22 protein-coding genes are annotated in these 21,682 nt (G+C 70.4%); 5 read left to right on the top strand and 17 right to left on the bottom strand.

Features of this window, described 5'->3' with window-relative positions:
• Positions 1-25: 25 nt before the first annotated feature.
• The 3 genes from fabG to AC6F7H_RS03025 all read right to left on the bottom strand — a co-directional run bounded on the left by fabG (position 26) and on the right by AC6F7H_RS03025 (position 3,264).
• Positions 26-781 carry a 3-oxoacyl-ACP reductase FabG gene (fabG, locus tag AC6F7H_RS03035; protein WP_500755016.1) on the bottom strand — a complete coding sequence of 252 codons (756 nt, stop codon included), beginning with the start codon at positions 779-781 and terminating at the stop codon, positions 26-28.
• An 18-nt stretch (positions 782-799) separates the two neighbouring features.
• A complete protein-coding gene (locus tag AC6F7H_RS03030; protein WP_500755015.1) occupies positions 800-1,510 on the bottom strand; it encodes an HAD family hydrolase in 711 nt (236 codons plus the stop codon).
• 677 nt (positions 1,511-2,187) lie between these two features.
• Positions 2,188-3,264 (bottom strand): enoyl-CoA hydratase/isomerase family protein, encoded by a 1,077-nt coding sequence (locus AC6F7H_RS03025; RefSeq protein ID WP_500755013.1) that lies wholly within the window; start codon positions 3,262-3,264, stop codon positions 2,188-2,190.
• 520 nt (positions 3,265-3,784) lie between these two features.
• Between AC6F7H_RS03025 and AC6F7H_RS03020 the strand changes: the two genes are divergently transcribed.
• Positions 3,785-4,615: a FadR/GntR family transcriptional regulator gene (locus tag AC6F7H_RS03020; RefSeq protein ID WP_500755012.1), complete on the top strand. Its 831-nt coding sequence runs from the start codon at positions 3,785-3,787 to the stop codon at positions 4,613-4,615.
• A 44-nt stretch (positions 4,616-4,659) separates the two neighbouring features.
• Here the strand turns inward: AC6F7H_RS03020 and AC6F7H_RS03015 are convergent, their stop codons facing one another.
• From AC6F7H_RS03015 to AC6F7H_RS02950, 14 genes are all read right to left on the bottom strand, one after another.
• A complete protein-coding gene (locus AC6F7H_RS03015; RefSeq protein WP_500755011.1) occupies positions 4,660-5,775 on the bottom strand; it encodes an acyl-CoA dehydrogenase family protein in 1,116 nt (371 codons plus the stop codon).
• A 17-nt stretch (positions 5,776-5,792) separates the two neighbouring features.
• Positions 5,793-7,238 (bottom strand): class I adenylate-forming enzyme family protein, encoded by a 1,446-nt coding sequence (locus AC6F7H_RS03010; RefSeq protein ID WP_500755010.1) that lies wholly within the window; start codon positions 7,236-7,238, stop codon positions 5,793-5,795.
• Positions 7,239-7,265: 27 nt separating this feature from the next.
• Positions 7,266-7,556: a hypothetical protein gene (locus AC6F7H_RS03005; protein WP_500755008.1), complete on the bottom strand. Its 291-nt coding sequence runs from the start codon at positions 7,554-7,556 to the stop codon at positions 7,266-7,268.
• Positions 7,557-7,558: 2 nt separating this feature from the next.
• A complete protein-coding gene (locus AC6F7H_RS03000) occupies positions 7,559-8,659 on the bottom strand; it encodes a phosphotransferase family protein (protein WP_500755007.1) in 1,101 nt (366 codons plus the stop codon).
• The gene (locus tag AC6F7H_RS02995; RefSeq protein ID WP_500755006.1) at positions 8,652-9,950 is read right to left on the bottom strand and encodes an acyl-CoA dehydrogenase family protein; all 1,299 of its coding nucleotides are present in this window, start codon (positions 9,948-9,950) and stop codon (positions 8,652-8,654) included. The genes AC6F7H_RS03000 and AC6F7H_RS02995 overlap by 8 nt, the downstream gene beginning before the upstream one ends.
• A gap of 21 nt (positions 9,951-9,971) precedes the next feature.
• Positions 9,972-11,120, bottom strand: a complete 1,149-nt coding sequence (locus AC6F7H_RS02990) for a thiolase family protein (RefSeq protein ID WP_500755005.1) — start codon at positions 11,118-11,120, stop codon at positions 9,972-9,974.
• Entirely contained in the window at positions 11,117-11,539 is a 423-nt protein-coding gene (locus AC6F7H_RS02985) for a Zn-ribbon domain-containing OB-fold protein (RefSeq protein WP_500755004.1), read from the bottom strand. The genes AC6F7H_RS02990 and AC6F7H_RS02985 overlap by 4 nt, the downstream gene beginning before the upstream one ends.
• Positions 11,536-11,961: a Zn-ribbon domain-containing OB-fold protein gene (locus tag AC6F7H_RS02980; RefSeq protein WP_500755003.1), complete on the bottom strand. Its 426-nt coding sequence runs from the start codon at positions 11,959-11,961 to the stop codon at positions 11,536-11,538. The genes AC6F7H_RS02985 and AC6F7H_RS02980 overlap by 4 nt, the downstream gene beginning before the upstream one ends.
• A 5-nt stretch (positions 11,962-11,966) precedes the next feature.
• Entirely contained in the window at positions 11,967-13,154 is a 1,188-nt protein-coding gene (locus AC6F7H_RS02975) for a thiolase C-terminal domain-containing protein (RefSeq protein WP_500755001.1), read from the bottom strand.
• Positions 13,147-14,328: a CaiB/BaiF CoA transferase family protein gene (locus tag AC6F7H_RS02970; protein WP_500754999.1), complete on the bottom strand. Its 1,182-nt coding sequence runs from the start codon at positions 14,326-14,328 to the stop codon at positions 13,147-13,149. Before AC6F7H_RS02970 ends, AC6F7H_RS02975 begins: the two co-directional genes overlap by 8 nt.
• Positions 14,325-15,614 (bottom strand): CaiB/BaiF CoA transferase family protein, encoded by a 1,290-nt coding sequence (locus tag AC6F7H_RS02965; protein ID WP_500754998.1) that lies wholly within the window; start codon positions 15,612-15,614, stop codon positions 14,325-14,327. The genes AC6F7H_RS02970 and AC6F7H_RS02965 overlap by 4 nt, the downstream gene beginning before the upstream one ends.
• 97 nt (positions 15,615-15,711) lie before the next feature.
• On the bottom strand, positions 15,712-16,530 hold the full coding sequence (locus AC6F7H_RS02960) for an SDR family NAD(P)-dependent oxidoreductase (protein WP_202278842.1): 819 nt from the start codon (positions 16,528-16,530) through the stop codon (positions 15,712-15,714).
• Positions 16,527-17,789, bottom strand: a complete 1,263-nt coding sequence (locus tag AC6F7H_RS02955; protein WP_500754997.1) for an acyl-CoA dehydrogenase family protein — start codon at positions 17,787-17,789, stop codon at positions 16,527-16,529. The genes AC6F7H_RS02960 and AC6F7H_RS02955 overlap by 4 nt, the downstream gene beginning before the upstream one ends.
• Positions 17,786-18,583, bottom strand: coding sequence for an SDR family NAD(P)-dependent oxidoreductase (locus AC6F7H_RS02950; RefSeq protein ID WP_500754995.1), 798 nt, complete (start codon positions 18,581-18,583; stop codon positions 17,786-17,788). Before AC6F7H_RS02950 ends, AC6F7H_RS02955 begins: the two co-directional genes overlap by 4 nt.
• 353 nt (positions 18,584-18,936) lie before the next feature.
• Between AC6F7H_RS02950 and AC6F7H_RS02945 the strand changes: the two genes are divergently transcribed.
• From AC6F7H_RS02945 to AC6F7H_RS02930, 4 genes are read left to right on the top strand one after another with little or no spacing between them, the layout of a single operon-like run.
• Positions 18,937-19,767 (top strand): mycofactocin-coupled SDR family oxidoreductase, encoded by an 831-nt coding sequence (locus AC6F7H_RS02945; RefSeq protein WP_360030589.1) that lies wholly within the window; start codon positions 18,937-18,939, stop codon positions 19,765-19,767.
• A gap of 30 nt (positions 19,768-19,797) precedes the next feature.
• Positions 19,798-19,992, top strand: a complete 195-nt coding sequence (locus AC6F7H_RS02940; RefSeq protein WP_500754994.1) for a ferredoxin — start codon at positions 19,798-19,800, stop codon at positions 19,990-19,992.
• Entirely contained in the window at positions 19,992-21,215 is a 1,224-nt protein-coding gene (locus tag AC6F7H_RS02935; protein ID WP_500754992.1) for a cytochrome P450, read from the top strand. Before AC6F7H_RS02940 ends, AC6F7H_RS02935 begins: the two co-directional genes overlap by 1 nt.
• Positions 21,216-21,232: 17 nt before the next feature.
• Positions 21,233-21,619 (top strand): ester cyclase, encoded by a 387-nt coding sequence (locus AC6F7H_RS02930; protein WP_500754991.1) that lies wholly within the window; start codon positions 21,233-21,235, stop codon positions 21,617-21,619.
• Positions 21,620-21,682: the final 63 nt, after the last annotated feature.

Below are 21,682 nucleotides of genomic sequence, written 5' to 3'. Positions count from 1 at the left end.
TCGGTGAGGGTGGGGCGCGCCCCGGTCAGTCGCACGGGCCGCCCGCGACATAGAGGACCTGGCCGGAGACGAAGCCGGCCCCCTCACCGGCGAAGAACGACACCGTGTGGGCGATGTCCTCGGGCCTGCCGGTGCGGCCGAGTGGGACCTGCGCGGCGACGGAGGCCTTGAACTCCTCAAACGGCATGCCCATCCGCTCGGCGGCCGCGGCGGTCATGTCGGTCTCGATGAAGCCCGGGGCGACGGCGTTCGCGGTGATTCCGAACTTGCCGAGTTCGATGGCGAGGGTCTTGGTGAACCCCTGCAGGCCCGCCTTGGCGGCGGAGTAGTTCGCCTGGCCCCGGTTGCCGAGCGCGGAGGTGCTGGACAGGTTGACGATGCGTCCCCACCTCTGCTCGGTCATGTGGCGCTGGACGGCACGGCTCATCAGGAATGCCCCGCGCAGGTGGACGTTCGTCACCGCGTCCCAGTCGTCGCTGGTCATCTTGAGCAGCAGGTTGTCGCGGACGATGCCGGCGTTGTTGACCAGCACGGTGGGGGCGCCGAGCCCCTGCGCGACCCGGGCGACCGCCGCCTCGACGGCCGTCTCGTCGGAGACGTCGGCGCCGACCGCGAGCGCGTCGCCGCCCCCGGACCGGATGTCCTCGACGACCGGTGTGCAGGCCGCCTCGTCCAGGTCGAGCACGGCCACGGCGAAGCCGTCAGCGGCCAGTCGCTTCGCCACGGCGGCGCCGATACCGCGCGCGGCACCGGTCACGATCGCGGTACGTCGGGTGCTCATCTCTCCTCGTTCCTTTCGTCATTCCCCTTGGGGAGGCGTCATGTCGTCGCGGACGGCCGAAGGCGCCGCCCCGAAGCCGGGGCGTCCTGTTGCCGAGGGGTCCCGGTGCAGCTGCGGCAGCAGCCGCATCAGCGCGGCCCGCGTCGTCGCGGGGTCGGTGTGGAGCACGGACCGCAGGCCCACGGCACGGGCGCCGGCCACATTCGGCTCGGCGTCATCGACCAGGACCACCTGCGCCGCAGCCAGGCCCAACCGTTCCAAGGTGAGTTCGAAGACCGTCGGCAGCGGCTTGCGCGAGCCCACTTCGCCGGAGATCACCACCGGATCGAACAGCGACTCGAGCCGCTCGCGGGGATAGTCGTTGCCCCAGCTGTTCGACAGCAGCGCCACCCGCACACCGCACGCGCGCAGTTCCTCGGCGAGCGCATACATCCGTGGTTCAGGACGCAGGCCCGCGAAGAACCTGTCCAGCACACCGACAGGATCGACCGGTGTGCCGCTGAGGGTCACCAGCTCGGTGGCGAACAGGCGCTCGAACTCCGCCACCGGCAGCTCTCCGGTCTCCAACCGGTGGATGGGGGTGCCCTCCGGCGCCTGGCGCCCGAGCCAGGCCTTCAGTGTCCTGGAGAACGACGCCGGCTCAATTCCGTCGTGCTCCAGCCAGGCGGCGATCGACTGCCGTACCGGTGTGGTGAGCACTCCGCCGTAGTCGAACACCACAGCGGCCACAGGCGGGTTGTCGGCCATCATTCCGATCACCCCACCGTTCCGCCGACAGCCCGACACGGGATGTCCTCGATCGCGGCCGCCGTTTCCTTCGATGCCTCGTGCCTGCGGGGGCTTCACCCGGTCGGGCATCCAGGGCGACCAGTCGATCAGCGCTGCTACGGCCGGAGCCGGTCGAACCGCCGGACCTGCGAGACACGGCAACTCCTCGTCTTGGGGGTGGTCGGTCGGCGGCTCGGGCCGCAGTGCGCCGGGCGTGACTGCCCGTGGCGCTCGGACCTCGGCGCGGGCGCCGGTGGAGTTCACCGTGCCGACGGGGAACTGGGCGGGGTGGTGTCGCGCTGTCAGAACCCGTCCCGCACACCGCGGCGGCAGCGGCCGTTGCATCCCTGACAGCAAGCCGACCTCCATGGATCCGCCGCCATCCTGCCGCCACAGACCCTAACTTAAAGTTGACGTCAGATTCAACTGTTCTCTTCGCCACATGCCCCCTCATTACGAGGAGGAGAGTGCTGCCGCGCGCATCGCGAACGTGGCTGCGTGGACCGGTCGTTCCCGGGCGCCCGGCACGCAGCGTGGAGTCGCGGGAGCTGTGTCGTCCGGGAGCGTGGAAAAGCTGGACCGGGTGATGATCCGGATCGCGCCGACCCGCCGCTCACGGTGACCCCGTGCCCGGACGGCTACCCGGACGACGGGGCCCCGAGAGCGTCGACCAGGCCCCAGGCGAGCGCGGTGGGGGAGTCCAGGACGCTGCCCGTGAGGGCGAGGTACAGGGTGCGCCAGCGTCCGATGCGCCGCGGGATGCTGACGGTGCCGCCGGCGCCGGGGATCAGGCCCATGCCGACCTCGGGGAGCCGGAAGGTGGTCTCCGGGGTGGCGAGGACGGTTCCGGCGAACGCCGGCAGTTCGATGCCGGAGCCCACACACGTGCCGTGCACCCGCGCCTGTATCCGGTCGCGCAACTCGTGGAGCAGTCGACCGGCGCCGGCGCGGGTCCGCACCAGATGGGCGCTGACCGGGTCGGGGGCCGTGCCGAACTCGTCGAGGTCTCCACCTGAGCAGAACGCCGGGCCGGAGCCGGTGAGCACGACCCGGGAGATGGTGTCATCGAGGGCGGCGAGGTGCAGGGCCTCGACCAGCGCGTCCCGCATGTGCCGGTCGTAGGCGTTTCGCCGCGTCGGCCGGTTGAGGACCACTTCCAGCTCGTCCCCGCTCCGGGTGACCAGCACGGGGTCCGGCACGGGGGGAGGCTGTGGACGGGGTCCGCGTGCGGCCAGCCACCGACGGAACTCCGCACCGCCGAGCAGAGTGGAGTACGCCAGCGACTCCACATCCAGGGCGTCGCGCACCGGGAGCGTCTCGGTCGTGCGCAGGAGGCCGGCCAGCACGAGTGCGGTCTGGGGGTTCGCGGTCACCGCGGCTTCGACCTCGGCCAGTGCGGCGGTTGGATCGGGCACCGGGACGAACGGGCGGTCGTCGGCCTGCGAACCCTGATCGACCAGGGTCATGTCGAGTGCCGCCGCCAGCAGCCGGCCCTCGGTCCGCACCCCCGCTCCCGCAGTGCCTGTGATCCCGACGAGCAGCCGGTCGCACGTCTCGGCGCGGCGGACCGCGGCGCCGAGCACGGCGGGATCGGCGGGCTCGGCCAGGTCGACGCCCAGCACCGGGGCGACCGGCCGCGCGGTCGGGTCGAGCAGCGGGGTGCCCGCCGCGCCGGCCGCCAGTTGCGCTGGACTGATCAGGGGCGAGGGGGACACGGAACAGCACGCTCCTCACGATCGCAGCCGACGGACGCCAGGGTGTTGCCTGCCCGTCCCCGGCTCGCGGAGGGCCCGGGCCCCACCCTGGCAGGCCGAACGGCTGATCGGGTTGGCGTGGCAGGTCGCCGGGCAGGGCCGGGACGAAGTGGCAACCGGGGCCGGGTCTGTGACGGCGGGTCAGGTGGACGCACCGACACGGGATCGCCGACTGGGGTGGGAGGGGCTCCTCCACCAGGCCTGGAAGCGGCGATGTGCTCGCCCCGCCACGGCGTGCCGAAGCCGCGCTGCTCGGCCGCCACCGCAAGTTCGGTGACATGGGTGCCGTTCGTGCCGTGTGCGCTTGGGTAGATGTGGTACCGCAGCGTCATTACTCGACGGTATAATCTCATGAGCAATTACGTCAACGACGTGGTGTTGGCCCTGCGAGGCCCGCGAGGAGCCGGGCCTCCTCTCTCCTGCCGTCGGCACTCGGCCACGCCTGCTGAAGATGCGGCCCCAAGGCAACGAGGAGATGTGGATGACCGACACGACCGCCGCGAAGGATTCCCCCGGCCGGCCCCGTGGCATCCCCATCGTCTACCGGCCGGGCACCGCCTATCGCACCGTCGTCCCGGGCAACGGACAGACCGCCTCACGCACGCCGAAGGCCTCCGAGGTCACCGCGGCCACGATCGTGCACGACATCGTCGCCGACAACCTCCAGGTCGGCGACCGGCTGCGTCCCGAGGCCGAGATGCTGGCGCACTACAACGTCAGCCGCGAGACGCTGCGGGAGGCGCTGCGTCTGCTCGAGGTGCAAGGACTGGTCTCGATCAAGCGCGGACCGGGTGGCGGACCGCTCGTCGAGCCGCTCAACGCCAGTTACCTCGCGCGCACCGCCACGCTGTACTTCCACCTCAGCGGAGCGACCTACAGCGAGCTCTTCGACACCTGGGAGATCCTCGAGCCGCCCCTCGCCGACCGGGTGGCGCAACTGCCGGATCGCAAGCTCAAGAGGCGGGCATTCGCACCGTTCCTCGACTACCAGCCCGAGGAGCACGAGCACGACGAGGTCTTCGAGGACCTCAACAACTTCCACGCGGTGATCGCGGCACTGAGTGGGAACCGGGTTCTCACCCTCCTGAGCCAGGCGGTGACCCACATCGCCACCGACCACGTGCTGGAGAGCATCGACCCGATCGCGGAGAGTGCTCACATGCTGCACTCGCACACCGACATAGCCGAGGCGATCATCGCCGGCCGTGCGAAGCGCGCGGCCACGCTGATGCGGGAGCACATCGTGGCGGTGACGGCGAGTTACCGGGAGCGGTGGCCGGAGCGGCTGCAGCAAGCGATCGAGTGGCGCTGAGCGCCCAGGTCTGGAGCGGGAGCCATCGCCCCGCTCCAGACCTGTCAGACACCCAGTTCGGTGAGAAGCCGCTCTTGGTGCTCCACGCGGTCGCCGAAGAGCACGGCACTCGTGGCGGCCCGTCGGAAGTGCAGGTGCGCGGGGTGTTCCCAGGTGAAGCCGATGCCACCGTGGACCTGGATGTTCTCGGCGGCGACGTACCGGTAGGCGCTGCCGCAGCGCAGGGCGGCCGTCATGGCCGCCAAGGGGAGTTCGCCGGACGCCTCGGCGGCGGCTGCGGTGGCCCAGGCGCTGGCGGAGCGGGCCGCCTCGATGTGCAGGGCCATGTCGGCGCAGCGGTGTTTGATCGCCTGGAAGGAGCCGATGGGTCGGCCGAACTGGATGCGGTCGCGGGCGTAGGCGACGGCGGAGTCCAGTGCCGCGGCGGCGCCGCCGAGTTGTTCGGCGGCCAGGGCGGCGACGGCCCGGTCGAGCACCTTGGCAAGGATCGGCATCGCACCGCCGGGCGTTGCGACGGCGCGGGCCGGCGTGGCCGCCAGTTCGATCCTGGCGAGCTGGCGGCCCGGGTCCATCGCCCGCATGGGCGTGCGGACCAGACCGGGCGCGCCGACGTCGACGGCGTAGATCCCCGGTCCCTCCGGAGCGCGGGCGACGACCAGCAGCAGGTCGGCCGTCGCCCCCTCGACGACCAGGATCTTGCTGCCGGTCAGTCGCCACCCGTCGCCGTCGGGGGTCGCGGTGGTGGCGAGGCGGTCGGGGCTCCAGCCCTGCGGGTCCTCCTGATAGGCCAGTGTTGCGGTCACCTCACCGGAAGCGAGCTTGGGCAGGAGGTCGGCCCGCGCGGCGCTGTCGTCGGTGTGCAGCAGCACTCCGACGCCCAGCACGGCGGTGGAGAACCACGGGAGTCGGACCAGGGACCGGCCCAGCTCCTCGGCCACGACCGCGACCTCGCGGAAGCTCGCCCCCGCTCCGCCGAGCGTCTCGGGCACGTCGAGGCCGGCCGTCCCGAGTTCACCGGCGAACCGGTTCCAGGTGGCCGGGTCCCAGCCCTGATCACCGGTCGGCTCGCGGAAGACCGCTTCGAGGTCGGCGTGTTTGCCGAGGAAAGCGCGTACGGTCTCCCGCAGCTCTTCGGCATCTGTGTCAGGTGTCAGGCGCATCAGATCGTCGCTCCCTCTCACGACAGGCTCGTCAGCAGTTCGGCGCGCAGTACGCGGCGCAGCGGCTTGCCGGTGTCGGTGTGCGGCAGTGCGTCACGCACCAGCACGCGGGCCGGGGTCTTCGCCGAGCGCAGCCGGGCGCGGACGAAGTCCCGCAGATCGGTCTCCACGGCGGGAGCACGGAGCACCACCGCGGCCACGGGCACCTCGCCCCACTCGACGTCCGGGGTGCCGAAGACGATCGCGTCGGCCACGGCGGGGTGCGACAGCAGGGCGTCCTCGATCTCGCCCGGCGACAGGTTCTCCCCGCCCCGCACGATGACGTCGTCGGCCCGGCCGTCGAGGAAGAGATAGCCTTCGGCGTCGAGCCACCCGCGGTCGCGGGTGGGGAACCAGCCCTCGCCGTCGGTGGCGGTGTGCGTGAGGTACTCGCCGGACACCTGTTCGCCGCGCACGTAGATCTCCCCCGGCTCGCCGGGAGGGAGCCCCCGCCCCTCCTCGTCGCGGATCTGCAGTTCCACACTGGGCAGGGGCCTGCCGACGGAGCCGAGCCGTGCCCGGACGGCGGGGTCGGGGGAGGCGAGGGCGTCGCGGTGGTCCTGCGGGCCGAGCACGGCGATCGTGGAGCTGGTCTCGGTGAGCCCGTAGGCGTTGACCAGGTCTACGTGCGGCAGCAGTCGCAGAGCCCGCTCCACGACCGGCATGGGCATCCGGCCGCCTCCGTACGACAGGTGCCGCAGTGCGGGCAGCGTGCGGCCCTCGGCCTCCAGCACGTCGAGGATCCGGCCGAGCATCGTCGGCACGACCATCGCGTGCGTTACCGCCTCCTTGTGCGCCAGATCCACCCAGGCCGCCGGATCGAACGAGGGCAGCATCAGGAGCCGGCGTCCGGCGAACACCGAGGTCAGCATCGAGGAGATGCCGGCGATGTGGTAGGGCGGCACGCTGACCAGCAGCGCCTCGTCCTCGCCGGCGGACAGGAGGTCCACCGTGGACAGCACATAGGAGACGAGGTGGGCCGGGCGCAGCACGGCCGCCTTGGGATCTCCGCTGGTGCCGGAGGTGAACAGCAGTGCGCTGATGTCCCCGGGGCCGGACCGGCCGGGAGCGCCCGTCGGCAGCTGTGGTGCCGTCAGCACGGTGACGCCGTCGATGCCCACACACCGGTCCCGCTGCTCCTCGCCCACCACCACCACGGCCGGGGCGATCCTGGCCAGCGCCGCGTGCAGCGCGTCGTCGGCGAGCCGGTAGTTCAGCGGCACGAACGGCAGACCCGCCAGCGCCGCACCGTAGAACAGCTGGGGAACCGTCTCGGAGTTCACATCCACCAGGGCGACGTGGTCCACGCCCAGGCCGCTCAGCCCCCCGGCCAGCGTCTCGGCGCGCGAGAGCAGCTCGGCGTAGGTCAGCCCGGAGCGTGCCGACCCGAGCGCAACGCGCTCGGGCGCGGCGTCGGCGACCATTCTCAAAAGGATCGAGGCATCCATCGTTCAGTCCGATGCCGGCAGCGGGCGGGTGCCCATCAACTGGAGGGGACGGCCGTCGACCGCGAGCTCGCCGGCCCCGCCACGGGTGCACATGACTTGCAGACCGCTGTCCTCGTCGGCGTAGCGCTTGCCGATCAGCGGGCCCTCGGCCTCAGTGGTGACTGCCGCCGTCCCCGGCTCCTGTTCGACCATCGGGACGCCCCCGCAGGTCAGCGTCACCTCCCCGGCGGCAGGTCGGACGACGACGACCGACACCGGACTCACCGTGCTCCAGAACCGCGTTCCCGGTTTCATGCTCACTGTGCTCCTTTCGCTGAACGTGTGGTGGGCAGGCCGAGCCGGCTCATGCCTCGCTCGGCCAGCACCGAGATGTGGTCACCGCGGCGGGCCATCCGTTCGTCGGTGGTCTCGCCGCGCAGGTGGCGGGCGTACAGCTGCTGCAGGATGACCAGCGTCTTGAAACAGCCGTAGGCCTCGTACCAGTCGACGTCGCGGACGCTGCGTCCCGACCGCGCGGCATAACGGTCGACGACCTCCTGGCGGGAGGGCAGGCCGAGTCGCGACAGGCGCAGCTCCGCCAGCGCGCCCGCGTCGCCGAACTCCGGGTCGGGCCAGTAGTTCAGCAGGGTGCCGAGGTCGGCCAGGGGATCGCCGAGGGTGGCCATGTCCCAGTCGAACACGGACGTGACCGTGTCGGGGGCGCCCGGTGCGAACTGACAGTTGTCGATCTTGAAATCGTTGTGCAGCACGGCGGGCGGCCCCGAATCCGGCAGGCTCGCCGCCAGCCGTTCGCCGAGCTCGGCTGCGACGGGGTCGCTGTCCGCGGTGGCGGCCAGATCCCACCGCTTGCGCCAGCCGGTGACCTGGCGGGCCAGGAAGCCGTCCGGACGGCCCAGATCGTCGAGGCCGCATGCGGCGGGATCCACCCGGTGCAGGTCCGCCAGCGCGTCGATCACCGCGAGCCCGATCCGGTGGCCGGCGTCGGGGAAGGCGGCCATCGACTCCGGCGTCGTGTCCCAGACGACGACCCCGGGCCGGTACTCCATCACCAGGAAGTCGGCCCCGGCGACGGAGTGGTCGTCGCAGAACAGCAGCGCGCGCGGCGCCCGCGGGTAGGCCCGCCACAGCCGTGAGAGTGCCTTGTACTCACGCCGCATGTCGTGCGCGCCCGGCGCCAGCTTCCCGAACGGCGGGCGGCGCAGGACCAGCGGGGTCGCGCCGAAGCGAATCCGGTACGTGAGGTTGGCCGAGCCGTGGGGGAACTGCAGCACCGAGAACTCCCCGGTCAGCTCGGGCAGTTCCGCGCGCAGGCAGGCCTCCACCCGCGGCCAGTCCAGGTCCTCCCCGGGACGGACGGGAGCGGTCTCGGAGTCGTACGCCGTCATCTCCTCACTCATCGGCGTCCCATTCGGCGATGACGTCGGCGTAGCGCTGGTGCGCCTGTTCGGCCAGGGTGGGCAGGATGTAAGGCGGGAACAGGCCCTCGTCGGGCTCCGTCCGGCGCAGCAGCGCCTTGGCGAGGTTGGCCTTGTGCACCTCGGTGGCGCCGTCGGCCAGCCCCATGTGGAAGGACTCCATGACCCACTTGCCGAACGGCAACTCCTTGGAGATGCCGAGCGAGCCGTGGACCTGGATGGCCCGTGACGCGACGTCGAGCAGCACCTTGGGCATCGCCGCCTTGACCGCGGCGATGTCGGCCCGCACCTCGCGGTAGTCGTTGTACTTGTCGATCTTCCAGGCGGTACGCAGCACGAACAGCCGGAACTGCTCGAGCTGGATCCAGGAGTCGGCGATCATCTCCTGGACCAACTGCTTGTCGGCGAGCCGCTCACCCTTCGTCGTCCGGGACACCGCGCGCCGCTTCATGAGCTCGAACGCCTGGCTGACCAGCCCGACGGTGCGCATCGCATGGTGGATCCGGCCGCCGCCGAGCCGGGTCTGCGCGACGGCGAACCCCTCGCCACGCTCACCCAGCAGGTTCTCCGCGGGCACCCGGACATCGTTGTAGCGCAGGTACTGGTGGGTACCGACGCGCTCCTCGTGTCCCCACACGCTCACGTCCCGGACCCGTTCGATGCCCGGGGTGTCGGCCGGCACGACGAACATCGACATGCTCCGGTGCCCGGGCGCCTCCGGCTCGGTGACCGCCATGACGATCAGGAACTCGGCGAACAGCGCGTGCGAGGAGAACCATTTCTCCCCGTTGAGCACCCACTCGTCACCGTCGAGCACGGCGGTGGTGCGGAAGCCGGTCGGGTCCGAGCCGCCGTGCGGCTCGGTCATCGAGAAGCACGAGACGATCTCGTTCTCCAGCAGCGGCTCGAGGTAGGTCTTCTTCAGGAAGTCGCTGCCGTAGTGGGCGAGGATCTCGGCGTTGCCGGAGTCGGGGGCCTGGCAGCCGAAGACGACCGGACCGGAGTGGGTGCGGCCGAGTTTCTCGTTGAGCAAGGCCAGCTTCAGCTGTCCGTAGCCCGGGCCGCCCAGCTCGGGGCCGAGGTGGCAGGCCCACAGCCTGTGCTCACGGACCTTCCGCTGCAGCGGTTTGATCAGCTCGTTGCGCAGCGGGTCACGGGTGTTCCAGGCGTGCTCGATCACCTGGTCGACCGGTTCGACCTCGGTCCGGACGAACTCCTCGACCCACTCCAGCTCCTGCTGGAACTCCGGGTCGGTCTCAAAGTCCCAAGCCATGGGAACGTTCCTTTCTTGTGATCAGCGGGTGAGTACCGTGCACGCGCTGATGCCGGGTGCTCCGTAGACATGGGTGAAGCCGACCCGGGGCCCGCCGGGAACCTGGTGCGCGCCGGCGTCGCCGCGCAGTTGCAGCACGGTCTCGTAGACCTGCCGCAGCCCCGATGCGCCGATCGGCTCGCCGTTGGCGATGCAGCCGCCGTCGGTGTTGACCGGCAGCCGGCCACCGATCTCGGTGGCTCCTTCGGCGAGGACCTTCTCCTGCTCGCCGTGGGCGCACAGCCCGGACTCGGCCATGTGCATCAGCTCCGCGCCGGCCTCGGTGTCCTGAAGCTGCGCCAGGTCCACCTCGTCCGGTGTGACGCCGGCCTGTTCGAAGGCCGCCCGCGCCGCCTCCACCGTCGGTGCATCCGCCCGCTCCAGCGCCAGCCACGGGCTGAACACCTCGAACGATCCGTACCGCCGCGACCGCAGCGTCGCTCCGCGCAGGAACACCGGTCGGCCGGTGTAGCGGTGCGCGAGGTCCGCGCGGCACAGCACCAGCGCCACCGCGCCCTCGGCGGGCGAGCAGTACATGTACTGGGTCAGCGGATGCGAGATCATCGGCGCCGCCGCGATCTCCGCCTCGCTCAGCGGGGTGCGCCGCCAGGCGTTGGGGTTCAGCGCGCCATTGCGGAACGCCTTGGCCGCGATCTTCGCCAGCACGCCGACGTCGATCCCGGTCTGGTGCAGATACCGCTGGATCTTCATGCCGAAGAACTGTGTGGTGAGCATCAGGCCGGTCTCCCCGTACCAGGCTCCGATCCCGTGTTCGGCCGGGTCGGTGTTGAACGCCCCACGCTCGTGCTTGTCGAACCCGATCACGATGCCAAGGTCGTGCAGCCCCGACTTGATCGCCGCGTGCGCGCTGATCAGCGCGCTGCCGCCGGTGGCGCACCCGTTGGCCACGTTGATGAACGGCAGGCCGCTCAGGCCCAGTTCTGACACCAGCGTGTCGGCGTCGCCCGCCGAGTGGCTGCCCCCGAACGCGAACTGCATGTCCGCGAAGCCCGTGCCCGCGTCGGCCAGCGCCGCCCGAGCCGCGGTCACCGCCTGCCGTCGGCCCGAGACCCCGGGGGTGCGGCCGAACGGGTGGATGCCGATCCCGACGATCGCCACGTCCGTGCTCATCGCCGGACCTCCCGGGCGGGGGCGAACGCGAACATCAGCACCGGTGTGCCGGCGTCATCGGTGCGGAAGGGCACTAGCTCCAGCGTCATCGGCATCCCGATCCGCAACCGATCGGGGTCGTTCTCGGTCAGTCGCGCTTCCACGATCACCTGTCCCGGTAGCTCCACATAACCCACTCCGTACGGCTCGAACTCCCGCGGTCCCACGTACGGCTGCTTGGGCCGGAACCCCTGCACCGTGAAGGACCACAACGTGCCCGTCCGCGAGAGCGGCACGTCCTGCATCGAGGCCCCTGTGCACCGCGGGCAGCCGTCCTGCCGGGGGAAGGTGTGCGCGCCGCAGTCGGCGCACCGGCTGCCCACCAGCGCCACTCCGTCCGGGGTGTCGGTGAACAGCGAATCGTCCACGGTGCGTGTCACGCCTCCACCTCCCAGTTGGGGACGGTGGTTCCGTCCGGCGCCCGGTCGAAGCGCACCCGCATCGGCTGCCCGACCTCCAGCTCGGCCTCGCCGGGAACGCTCCCGACGAGCCGGGCGTCGACCTCGTCGAGGTCGACCAGCACGACCGTGTACGGCGTCGAGAACGCCGGGTGCACCTGATGGGTGACGATGGTCCAGGCGTGGACGCGCCCGCGGCCGGGCACGGCGCGCCATTCGCTCCGGATGCCCCCGCAGGAGAAGCAGACCTGCCGGGGCAGGTGCAGCAACTGCCCGCACGCGCTGCAGTAACGCAGCGCCAGTTCGCCCCTGCGGGCGGCGGCGAAGAACCCGCCGGTGTCATGGTCGTCCTCGACCGGCAGCAGCGGCAGCACGGCGACCTCGTGGAACACCTCCTCGGACATCCCGCTCACCCCCTCACCAGCAGCAGCGCGCTCGTGCCGGGCGGTGGGGCCGAGGTGACCAGGCTGACCTCGGCTCCGGCGATCTGCGAGGTGGACGTGCCGCGGATCTGGCGGACGCCCTCCAGCACATGGTTCATCCCGTGCACGTAACCCTCCGACAGGTTCCCCCCGGCGGTGTTGACCGGCAGGGCGCCGCCCGGGCGCAGCGCCCTGCTCTCGGCGAAGGCACCGCCCTCGCCCTTGGCGCAGAAGCCGTAGTCCTCCAACTGGAGCAGAAGGGTGATGGTGAAACAGTCGTAGATCTGTGCCACGTCCACATCGGAGGGGCCCAGGCCGGCACGGGAGAACAAGGTCTGCGCCGCGGTCCGGGAGGGCGTCGTCGTGATGTCGGGACGCATCAGCATCGGGTACATCACCCCGGGCTGCACCCGAGGGCCGGTCGACTGCGCGACCGCGCGGATCAGCGCTGGCGGCTGTGCGCAGTCCGCCGCGCGCTCGGCGGTGGTGACGACCACGGCACAGGCGCCGTCCGTTTCCAGGCAGAAGTCGAACAGCCGCAGCGGCAGGGAGATCGGCCGAGCCGTCAGGCAGTCCTCCAGGGTCAGCTCGCGCTCGTGCATCTGCGCCGCGGGGTTGCGGTTCGCGGCTGCCCGGCAGGCCAGCGCGATCTCCGCGAGCGCCTCCGGGCGGGTGCCGTAGGAGCTCATGTGGCGCTGGGTGAGGAGCGCGAAGAACTGGCCGGGCGTCACCAGTCCGTAGGGACCGAAGAACTCCTCGTAGTTGCCCCGGCCGCCGACGCGGGCGTCGAAATCCACGGTGCCCTGCCCGTACCGGCGTCCGGAACGCCCGTTGAGGGAGCGGTAGACCAGGACGGTGGTCGCCTGTCCGGACAGGATCGCGGCGACCGCCTGACCGACCATGGCGCAGGGACCTGACCCGCCCGGCCCGGTCTGCCCCCAGTAGGTCAGGTCGTCGATGCCCAGGGCGTCGGCGATCGCGCTGTAGGAGACCAGGTCGTAATCGCAGGACACGACACCGTCCACGTCGGCCACGGTGAGCCCGGCGTCGTCGAGCGCGGACCGGCAGGCCTGCGCGGCCAGCGTCAGCTCGCTGCGGCCGCTGTCCTTGGAGAACTCGGTGGCGCCGATGCCCGCGATGGCACAGCGGTCACGGTGGGAAGCGGAATCAGGCACTTTCGAACACCTCCCTGGTGTGCTCCCCGAGCCGAGGAGCACGGCGTGGTCCGGGAAGGCCGAACGCGCTGAAACGGTAGGGGGTGCCGGGCTGCTTGACGGGCTGCGCACCGTCCTGCTCCACATCGACGAAGAAGCCGCGTGCTCGCAGGTGCTCGTCGTCGAACAGCTCCTCCGGAGCCCTGGCGACTCCGATCGGCAGTCCGCGCCGCTGGCCCTCGTGGTAGGCGGTCTCGGCGTCGAGGAGCAGGAAGAACACCTCGACCAGCTCCTGGACGTGCGCGAAGTTCTCCTGGCGGTGTGCCAGGTCGTGGTAGGCGGGGTCGGTGAGGTCGGCGGCCAGCCCCATGTCGTCCATCCACTTCACCAGGGCCTGCCAGGGTTTCTGGTCGGCGAGGATGAGTGCGAAGTACACGTAGTGGTCATCACCGCACCGGAACAGGGCCGGCTGCGTCGGGGAGGGCTGGGCGTGCCGGCTGGTCTGCCGCTTGACGACCGCCTTCGGGTAGAACCAGAAGGGGTTGCTCAGTTCGCCGCTGACCGCGCAGGCCGCATGAACGGAGACGTCCACGACCTGGCCCCGCCCGGTCCGCCTCCGCTCCAGCAGGGCGAGCAGCAGACCGGTGTGGGCGAAGCTCGCCGCCGTCGTGTAGGCGTGGTCACCGCCGGGGCGGATCGGCGGGATGGAGTGGTCGTCGTAGCCACAGGAGTGGAGCATCCCGCCGGCCGCGAGCCCCACCAGGTCGCTGCCTCGGTAGGAGGACCACGGCCCGTCGAGACCGAACGGGGTGACCGCCACCACGATCAGCCGCGGGTGCCGGGCGACCAACTCGGCAGGGACGAGGCCGCGCGCGGCAGCCTGCGCGGGCTCCAGCGAGATGAGCAGCACGTCGGCACCGGTGATCAGTTCGGCGAGCGCGGTCTGCCCGGCGTCGCCGGTGTCGTCGATCGTGACACTGCGCTTGCCGGCGTTGTACCAGCGGAAGGAGAGGCTGGCCTCGGGGTCGGTGCGGTCGCCGGGGAACGGCCCGATCCGCCGGCTGGCCGCCCCGGAGGGGGGCTCCACCTTGATGACGTCGGCGCCGGAGCCGGCCAGCAGTTTGCCGGTGAACTCGCCGCCGGGATCATCGGCGATCTCCACGACCCGCAGGCCGCTGTAGGGAGTGGCGGTCACAGGATCCCCTCCTTGGTGAGCTCGGCGATCTCCTCATGCGACATGCCGAGCAGGGTCGTGAACACGTGCTCGTTGTCCTCACCGAGCAGCGGAGCCGAGCGCCAGTTGTCCGGCTCGATGCCGGAGAAGAGCACCGGGCTGCCCTCGAACCGCGCCTCGCCGATGACCGGGTGGTCGAGTTCGAAGAAGGTGTCCCGGTGCGCGAGCTGGGGGTCGTGCTCGTTGAGGTCGCCGGCGTGCTGCACCGCCGCCGCCGCGACGCCCGCGGCCTGCAGCCGGTGCATGATCTCGTGCGGGTCGCGCTCGCGCGTCCACGCCGACAGGTACTCGTCGAGGACGTCCTGGTGGGCGAACCGGTCCGCCTGCGTGGCGAAACGCGGATCAGCGGTCCACGCGGGCGCGCCCACCTCGGTGACCAGCGCCTTCCAGTCGGCGTCGTCGAAGACCGCGATCGCGACCCAGCGGTCCTCGCCGGCCGCCGGGTACACGCCGTGCGGCGCCGCCTGCGGATGCTCCAGCCGGTTGCCCGTGGGGAAGTCCGGGCCCCGGGTCGACCGGCCGTTCACGGCGACGTCCAGCAGTACCGGGCCGAGCAGGTTGATCCCGACCTCCACCGCGGAGACGTCGACCTCGGTGCCCTGCCCGGTGATCTCCCGCTGCAGCACCGCCATCAGGACGGCCGCGGAGTTGTAGTACGCCGCCTGGTTGTCCATGTGTGAGAAGCCCCACCCCGAAGGCTCGCGTCCGGGAAGGCCGCTGATGTGGGTCAGTCCGCTGACGGCTTGGACGACCGGGCCGTAGCTGCGGTACTCGCTGTGCGGCCCGTCGTGGCCGTATCCGCTCATCCGGGCGTAGATCACGTCCGGTCGCAGCTCATGGAGCCGTTCGTAGGTCAGCCCCCACCGCTCCATCACGCCGGGCGCGAAGTTCTCGGTCACCACCGAGGCCTTCGAGATCAGCTGCTCGGCGATCTGCCTGCCGCGCTCGGTCCGCATGTTGATCGTGACGCCGAGCTTGTTGCGGTTGTAGTTGTTGAACAGCCCGCCCTTGTTCGGGTCCGGCTGGGAGTCCTCCTCGCCGTAGGTGCGGACCTCGCCCTTGTAGAAGGGCAGACGTCGGGGCATGTCCAGGCGCGTCCGGTCCTCGATCTTGATGACGTCGGCGCCGAAGTCGGCGAGCAGGCGGGTCGCGACCGCGCCCACGCCCATCCAGCAGAAGTCGGCAACGATGAGCCCGGCGAGCGGGCCTCGTCGCTTCCTGGGACGGCGGTTCATGGCTGTCGACACCGACACTCCTTCCAAAATTTGTCATGAGGTTTTCATCGGCGCAGGCTTCGCCCTTCAACGCGGGCTCCGCCTTCGTGGGGACTGTGGGGACGGTGTGTCAGGGCGCCGCGAGGCGCCCCCCGTCCACGGCGAGCAGAGCGCCGGTGGTGAAGCCGGCCGACGGCCCGCACAGGTACAGCGCCGCACCCACGATCTCGTCCGGGCTGCCGCCGCGGTGCAGTGGCCAGGACTCGGCCATCTCGTTGAACGCCTCCAGGTCCCACGCCTGGCTGATGTCGGTGAAGAACGGGCCGGCCAGGATCGTGTTCACCCGTACCGACGGGCCGTACTCCTGGGCGAAGCCCGCGGTGAGGGTGTTCAACGCCGCCTTGGCCGCGGCGTAGGGCAGGTCTGCGGCGGTGGGACGCTCCGACGCGATCGAGCTGATGTTGAGGATCACCCCGCCGCCCGCGGCGGCCATCCGCTTGCCGGCCGCCGCCATCAACCGGAAGGGGCCCTTCAGGTTGACCCCGATGACCTTGTCGAACAGCTCTTCGCTGACTTCGTCAAGACTGGGATACAGCGGGGCGATGCCTGCGTTGTTGACCAGGATGTCGACGGTGCCGAGGGTCTCCTCGACCTCGTCGAGCAGGTCGGTCAGCCGGTTCCAGTCCGCGACGTGGGCGGCGTGCGCACTCACCCGGCGGCCTGTGGCGGCCGCCAGTTCCTCGGCGAGCGCGACGCAGTTGTCCTTCTTGCGGCTGGCCACCGCGACGTCCGCACCGGCCGCCGCGAACGCGACGGCGATCTCCCGGCCCAGCCCGCGGCTGCCGCCGGTCACCAGGGCGGTTCGCCCGGCGAGCGGCTGCTCCACTGCACGTGCCGCGGCCACGGCCTCGGCCACCGAACGAGCATCGACGCGATCCGTTGTCGTCATCGGGGAACCTCCCGCCAGGGCATGGCACGATCCGTCCGCGGCTCCTGCGGAAGGCTGAGCAGGCGCTCGCCGATGATGGTGCGCTGCACTTCGTCCGAGCCGCCGGCGATGCGGTAACCGGGAGCGCCGAGGACATGCCCGGTCCACTGGAAGGTTTCGTCCTCCGTGTCGGCCACCAGCCTCGGTCCGAGGATGCTCGCCGCTGCCTCGCTCACCAGCGTCAGTCCCTGGCTCCAGGCGAGTTTGCGCAGCGATCCGACCGGCCCCGGCTCGATCCCGGCCAGCCGCGTCTCCCGGTCGCGCTGCGCCGCGATCTGGGCGACCCGCTCGTGCACCCACACCTCGGCCAGCAGGCGCCGCACCTCTGGATCGCCGGTACGGCCCAGCCTGCGGGCCAGTGCGACGAGCTGTGCGTAGCCGCCGCCGACGGAGCTGGTCCGTCCGCTGTGACCGCGCTCGAAACCGAGCGTGGCCAGGGCGACCCGCCACCCCTCGCCGACACCGCCCAGGCGCAGCGAATCGGGGATCCGCACCTCCTCGAGGAACACCTCGCAGAACGACGATCCGCCCGACATCTGGCGCAGCGGTCGTACCTCGACACCCGGACTGTCCATGGGCAGCAGGAACGCCGTCATGCCCTTGTGCTTGGGCACGTCCGGGTCGGTCCGCACGATGAGCTCGCCCCATCCGGCGAACTGCGCGCCGGAGCTCCACACCTTCTGCCCGGTGACGACCCAGTCGTCCCCGTCGCGGACGGCGCGGGTGCTCAGCCCCGCCAGGTCCGATCCCGCCGACGGCTCGGAGAACAGCTGGCAGGCCAGCTCGTCGCCGCGCAGCAGGGGCCGCGCCAGCCGTTCCCGCTGCTCCGGCGTCCCGAACAGGCGCACCGTCGGCGCGATCAGGTGCAGGCTCACCGAGGCCAGCTCATGGGACCCCGGCGTGTCGAACTCCGCCTCGACCTCGGCGAACGCCTCCTCGAACAGGGGGTCGAGGCCGGCGCCGCCGTACTCGGACGGCCACGTCAGTGCGCCGTAACCCGCGTCGAACTTGACGCGCTGCCATGTGCAGATGCGCTCCAGGAGCGCTTTCTCCTCATCGAACGGCAGGTCGTGGAAGACCGCGACGCTGTCGGCTGCCTCGTCCTGGCCCTGCCGGGGCCGGGCATGGCGTGCCAGCCACTCGCGGGCCCGCCGAACGAACTCCGCGGGCTCGGGCGCGTCCGCCCTCGGCGGGGCTCCGTCCACCTGCTCCGCCGTCACCACAAGGACTCGCCTCCGTCCACCACGAGATTGGTGCCGGTCACGAACGAGGCGGCGGGGTTGCACAGGTAAAGTGCGCCCTCGGCGATGTCGGAGGGCATACCGGCCCGGTTCAAGGGAGTCAGCTCGGCGCCGAGTTCGGCGGCCTTGGGGTTGTTCGACAGCGACATCGGAGTCACCACGAGTCCGGGGGACAGCGCGTTCACCCGGATGCCGAGCGGGGCGAGCTCGTAGGCCGCCACCCGGACCAACTGGTTCAGTCCGGCCTTCGTCGTCGAGTAGGGCAGGGTGCCCGGCCGCGTGCCCTCCGCCCGGATCGAGGAGACCACCACGATCGCGCGGTTGTCGGCGGGACGGTCGCGCATGAGACGTGCGGCGGCCTGCGTGCAGCGGAAGGTCCCGGTGAGGTTCGTGGAGATGATCCCGTCCCACTCCTCGTCGGTCACCTCCAGGAATGGATGGAAGATCCCGTAGCCGACATTCGCCACGAAGATGTTCAGCGCCGGCAGCTCATCGGTGAGGCGAGCGAACAGCTCGTCCACACCGGCGCGTCCGCTGAGGTCGGCGGCCAGCGACTCGATCCGCTGGCCGTCCCCGGCCCGCGTGCGTAGTTGTTCGGCCGCGTCGTCAAGAGCGACCTTGTCGCGAGCGACGATGACGACGTTCGCACCCTCGCTGACGAAGCGTTCCGCGATCGCGAACCCGATGCCCTTGCTCCCGCCGGTCACCACGGCCCATTGGTCGCGGAGCAGCCCGGTCGCCGCCGCGTTGCTGCGATCCTCTGCTGTTGCCAAGTCACTCCTCCGTCTGTGTGCTTGCCTCTCCCGCCCATGACCAGCGGGTTCTGCCCGCACTGAGGCTGTCCGCCCCGGACGCTGTCGAGGCCGGCCGCGTCTTCGGGTGCCGTCGCTTCCAGGACCCCCTGACTCCGCAGTGTGGCGGACGCAACATAAAACATCATGAGGAAATAGCGCAAGGGCCTCGGTGAGGGGTGCCCGGCGGCATGATGATCCTCATGAGAAATAAAGATGAACCTTATGATGAATATTGACCGCCGCGTTGGACGGCTGTAGCGTCCTGGCCACTTGAGCGAGGAAGATCACACAAACCTGCTGCAAGGCTGTGCAGAGAGTGGAGTTGAGGACACATGGGGCGGGTAGAAGGCCAGGTCGCGTTGATCACCGGTGCGGCCCGTGGTCAGGGGCGCGCTCACGCCGTGCGGCTGGCGCAGGAGGGGGCCGACATCGTCGCCATCGACCTGTGTCGCGACCAGCCCGAGCTGCAGTACGGCCAAGGCACACCCGAGGACCTGGCCGAGACCGTGGCGCTGGTCGAGAAGGAAGGTCGCAGGATCATCGCCCGCGCCGGCGATGTGCGTGACCAGGCAGCGCTGGACGGCATCGTGGCTGAGGCGCTGGAGCAGTTCGGCAAGATCGACATCCTGGTCTCCAACGCGGGGATCTCCAACCAGGGCCTGGCGCACGAGCTCACCGACAAGCAGTGGGCCGACATCCTCGAGACCAACCTGGTCGGCGCCTGGCACGCAGCCAAGGCAGTGATCCCGTCCATGATCGAGCGTCAGTCGGGGTCGATCGTCTTCGTCAGTTCCACCACCGGGCTGCGCGGGGTGCCGGGCCAGGTCCACTACGGGGCGTCCAAGCACGGAGTGCAGGGGCTGATGGGCGGCCTCGCCAACGAGCTCGGCGGGTACGGAATCCGGGTCAACTCGGTGAACCCCGGCACGGTGAACACGCCGATGGCGCTGAACGAGCGCCTGCTGAAGAACTACCTGCCGCACATCGAGAACCCCACCCTGGACGACGCTGCCGAGGCGTTCAAGCCGCTCACCCTGCTGCCCGCCCCCTGGGTGGAGCCGGAGGACGTCGCCAACGCCGTGCTGTGGCTCGCCTCCGACGAGGCCCGCTTCGTCTCCGGTGTCGCGATTCCCGTGGACTGCGGCCTGCTGGCCAAGTTCTGACTTATCAGCTTCGAAAACAAGGGAGTTTTCATGCTCGCCAAGTTGGAGATCGACGTGCCCATGTGTCAGGGGCACGGCCGCTGTTACGAGATAGCACCGGATGTGCTCGACGCCGACGGGGACGGCATCGCCGTCCTCAAGAGCGACGAGCCGATCGATGTGGACCGGGCTCGCGCGATCGCCGCCACCTGTCCGGAGTTCGCGATCCTCGTCAAGGAGGTCTGATGACCGTCGACGACGTCCAGAAGCAGGGCCTGTGCCCGGTCAATCTCTGGTCCGAGGAGTTCAACGAGAACTTCTGGGAGACCATCGGCTCACTGCAGGAGAACGCCTCGCTCGGCGTGCACAGACAGGGTAGCACTCCGTGCTACTACGCCACCCGGTACCGGGACGTCTTCAAGGTGCTGCGGGACGCCGGTACTTACTCCTCCGAGGGGGGAGTCGCGATCCTGGGCGGCGACAACCGCTCCGAACCGCCGAAGAACGAGGGCCGGTTCCTGCCCGAGGACCTCGACGCGCCGGTGCACACCGAGTGGCGCAAGGTGATCGACCCGTTCCTCACCGCAAAGCGGGTCGAGGCCTACGAGCCCACGATCCTTGAGACCATCGACGAGCTGCTCGACGCCGCGCTGCCGAACGGCCGGTTCAAGTTGCTGGCCGACTTCCTGCGACCGCTCCAGCTGAAGATCATCTTCGCCGACCTCCTGCACCTGCCGGGTGAGGAGATCGAGGACTGGATGCACTGGAGCCACGACCTGTTCGTCGGCGAAACCCCCGAGATCGCGGCGCAGGCGTTCGTGAGCATCAACAAGGCAGCCGAGGAACTGGTCCTGCGGCGGATGGCCGACCCGATTCCGGACGACCTGGTCAGCGCCGTCTGCACGGTCAAGGAGATCGGCGGCCGCGAGCCGACCCTGGCCGAGCGCACCGCGGTGGTCGTGCCGCTGGCGATCGCCGGCACCGAGTCGGTGGGGACCATCCTCAGCGGCATCGTCCACCACCTGGCCACCCACCCCGACGACCTCGTCGAGCTGGTCGCCGACCCCGGCCTCGTCCCCGCCGCCGTGGAGGAGGGGTTGAGGATGTTCGCCAACGTGACGGCGCTTCAGCGAACGGTGACACGTGACACCGAGCTCGGCGGGGCCCCGCTCGAGGCCGGCGCGAAGGTCTGGACGAGCTACAACGGCGCCAACCGCGACCCGGAGCAGTTCCCCGACCCGCACACCTGGAACCTGCACCGCGACGAGGTGCGGCATGTGGCGTTCGGCGTGGGCCCCCACCGGTGCCTCGGATCCAACCACGCCCGCCTCATGATCCGGTCGGTGCTCACCCGTCTGCTCGAGCGAGTGCCCCGCTTCACCCTCGCACCCGACCAGACGATCTCCCACTTCTCCATGCCGACCCGTGGCATCCACGAAGTCATCATCGACGTCCCCACCCAGGGCTGACAGACGGGAACACCGACGTGTCCGAAGACAACAAGCAGGAACTGTTCGACCGCGCGCTCGCCGTGGTCGACGCCTGGAACCGCCTCGACTTCGACGCGCTGCGCGAAATCGTGCACGAGGACGTCGAGGTGGTGCACCAGAACCGGGGGGTCGCGGCCCGGGGCCGGGACCTGATGTTCGAGACCATCGAGGCGATGAGCAAGGCGTTCCCCGACCGGTCGATCGGTGAGACCACCCGCTGGGCGGTCAGCGGGAACACGGTCTTCCGGGAGACCGTGTGGCAGGGGACCGCCGCGGTGGACGTGCCCGGCTTCGGCAAGGCCGGTGAGCACTGCAAGCTCGACGTCCTGTCGCTGATGACGTTCGAAGAAGGTCGCCTCGTGGAGTGGTGCGACTACGGCTGACGGCTGGGGAAGGGGCGGATGCGAACCGCACCTGCCCCTTCCCCAGCTCGCTGGTTGAGTTCC

The sequence above is a fragment of the Streptomyces sp. MMS24-W38 genome (assembly GCF_059889265.1).
The sequence above is the reverse complement of the archived record's forward strand: the minus strand, read 5'-3'. Positions and strand labels throughout refer to the sequence as shown.

Excerpts from the sequence above, each read along its gene's own strand:
- fabG (WP_500755016.1), bottom strand. The coding sequence starts at position 781 with ATGAGCACCCGACGTACCGCGATCGTGACCGGTGCCGCGCGCGGTATC.
- AC6F7H_RS03020 (WP_500755012.1), top strand. The coding sequence starts at position 3,785 with ATGACCGACACGACCGCCGCGAAGGATTCCCCCGGCCGGCCCCGTGGC.
- AC6F7H_RS03015 (WP_500755011.1), bottom strand. The coding sequence starts at position 5,775 with ATGCGCCTGACACCTGACACAGATGCCGAAGAGCTGCGGGAGACCGTA.
- AC6F7H_RS03010 (WP_500755010.1), bottom strand. The coding sequence starts at position 7,238 with ATGGTCGCCGACGCCGCGCCCGAGCGCGTTGCGCTCGGGTCGGCACGC.
- AC6F7H_RS03005 (WP_500755008.1), bottom strand. The coding sequence starts at position 7,556 with ATGAAACCGGGAACGCGGTTCTGGAGCACGGTGAGTCCGGTGTCGGTC.
- AC6F7H_RS03000 (WP_500755007.1), bottom strand. The coding sequence starts at position 8,659 with ATGAGTGAGGAGATGACGGCGTACGACTCCGAGACCGCTCCCGTCCGT.
- AC6F7H_RS02995 (WP_500755006.1), bottom strand. The coding sequence starts at position 9,950 with ATGGCTTGGGACTTTGAGACCGACCCGGAGTTCCAGCAGGAGCTGGAG.
- AC6F7H_RS02990 (WP_500755005.1), bottom strand. The coding sequence starts at position 11,120 with ATGAGCACGGACGTGGCGATCGTCGGGATCGGCATCCACCCGTTCGGC.
- AC6F7H_RS02980 (WP_500755003.1), bottom strand. The coding sequence starts at position 11,961 with ATGTCCGAGGAGGTGTTCCACGAGGTCGCCGTGCTGCCGCTGCTGCCG.
- AC6F7H_RS02960 (WP_202278842.1), bottom strand. The coding sequence starts at position 16,530 with ATGACGACAACGGATCGCGTCGATGCTCGTTCGGTGGCCGAGGCCGTG.
- AC6F7H_RS02945 (WP_360030589.1), top strand. The coding sequence starts at position 18,937 with ATGGGGCGGGTAGAAGGCCAGGTCGCGTTGATCACCGGTGCGGCCCGT.
- AC6F7H_RS02940 (WP_500754994.1), top strand. The coding sequence starts at position 19,798 with ATGCTCGCCAAGTTGGAGATCGACGTGCCCATGTGTCAGGGGCACGGC.
- AC6F7H_RS02935 (WP_500754992.1), top strand. The coding sequence starts at position 19,992 with ATGACCGTCGACGACGTCCAGAAGCAGGGCCTGTGCCCGGTCAATCTC.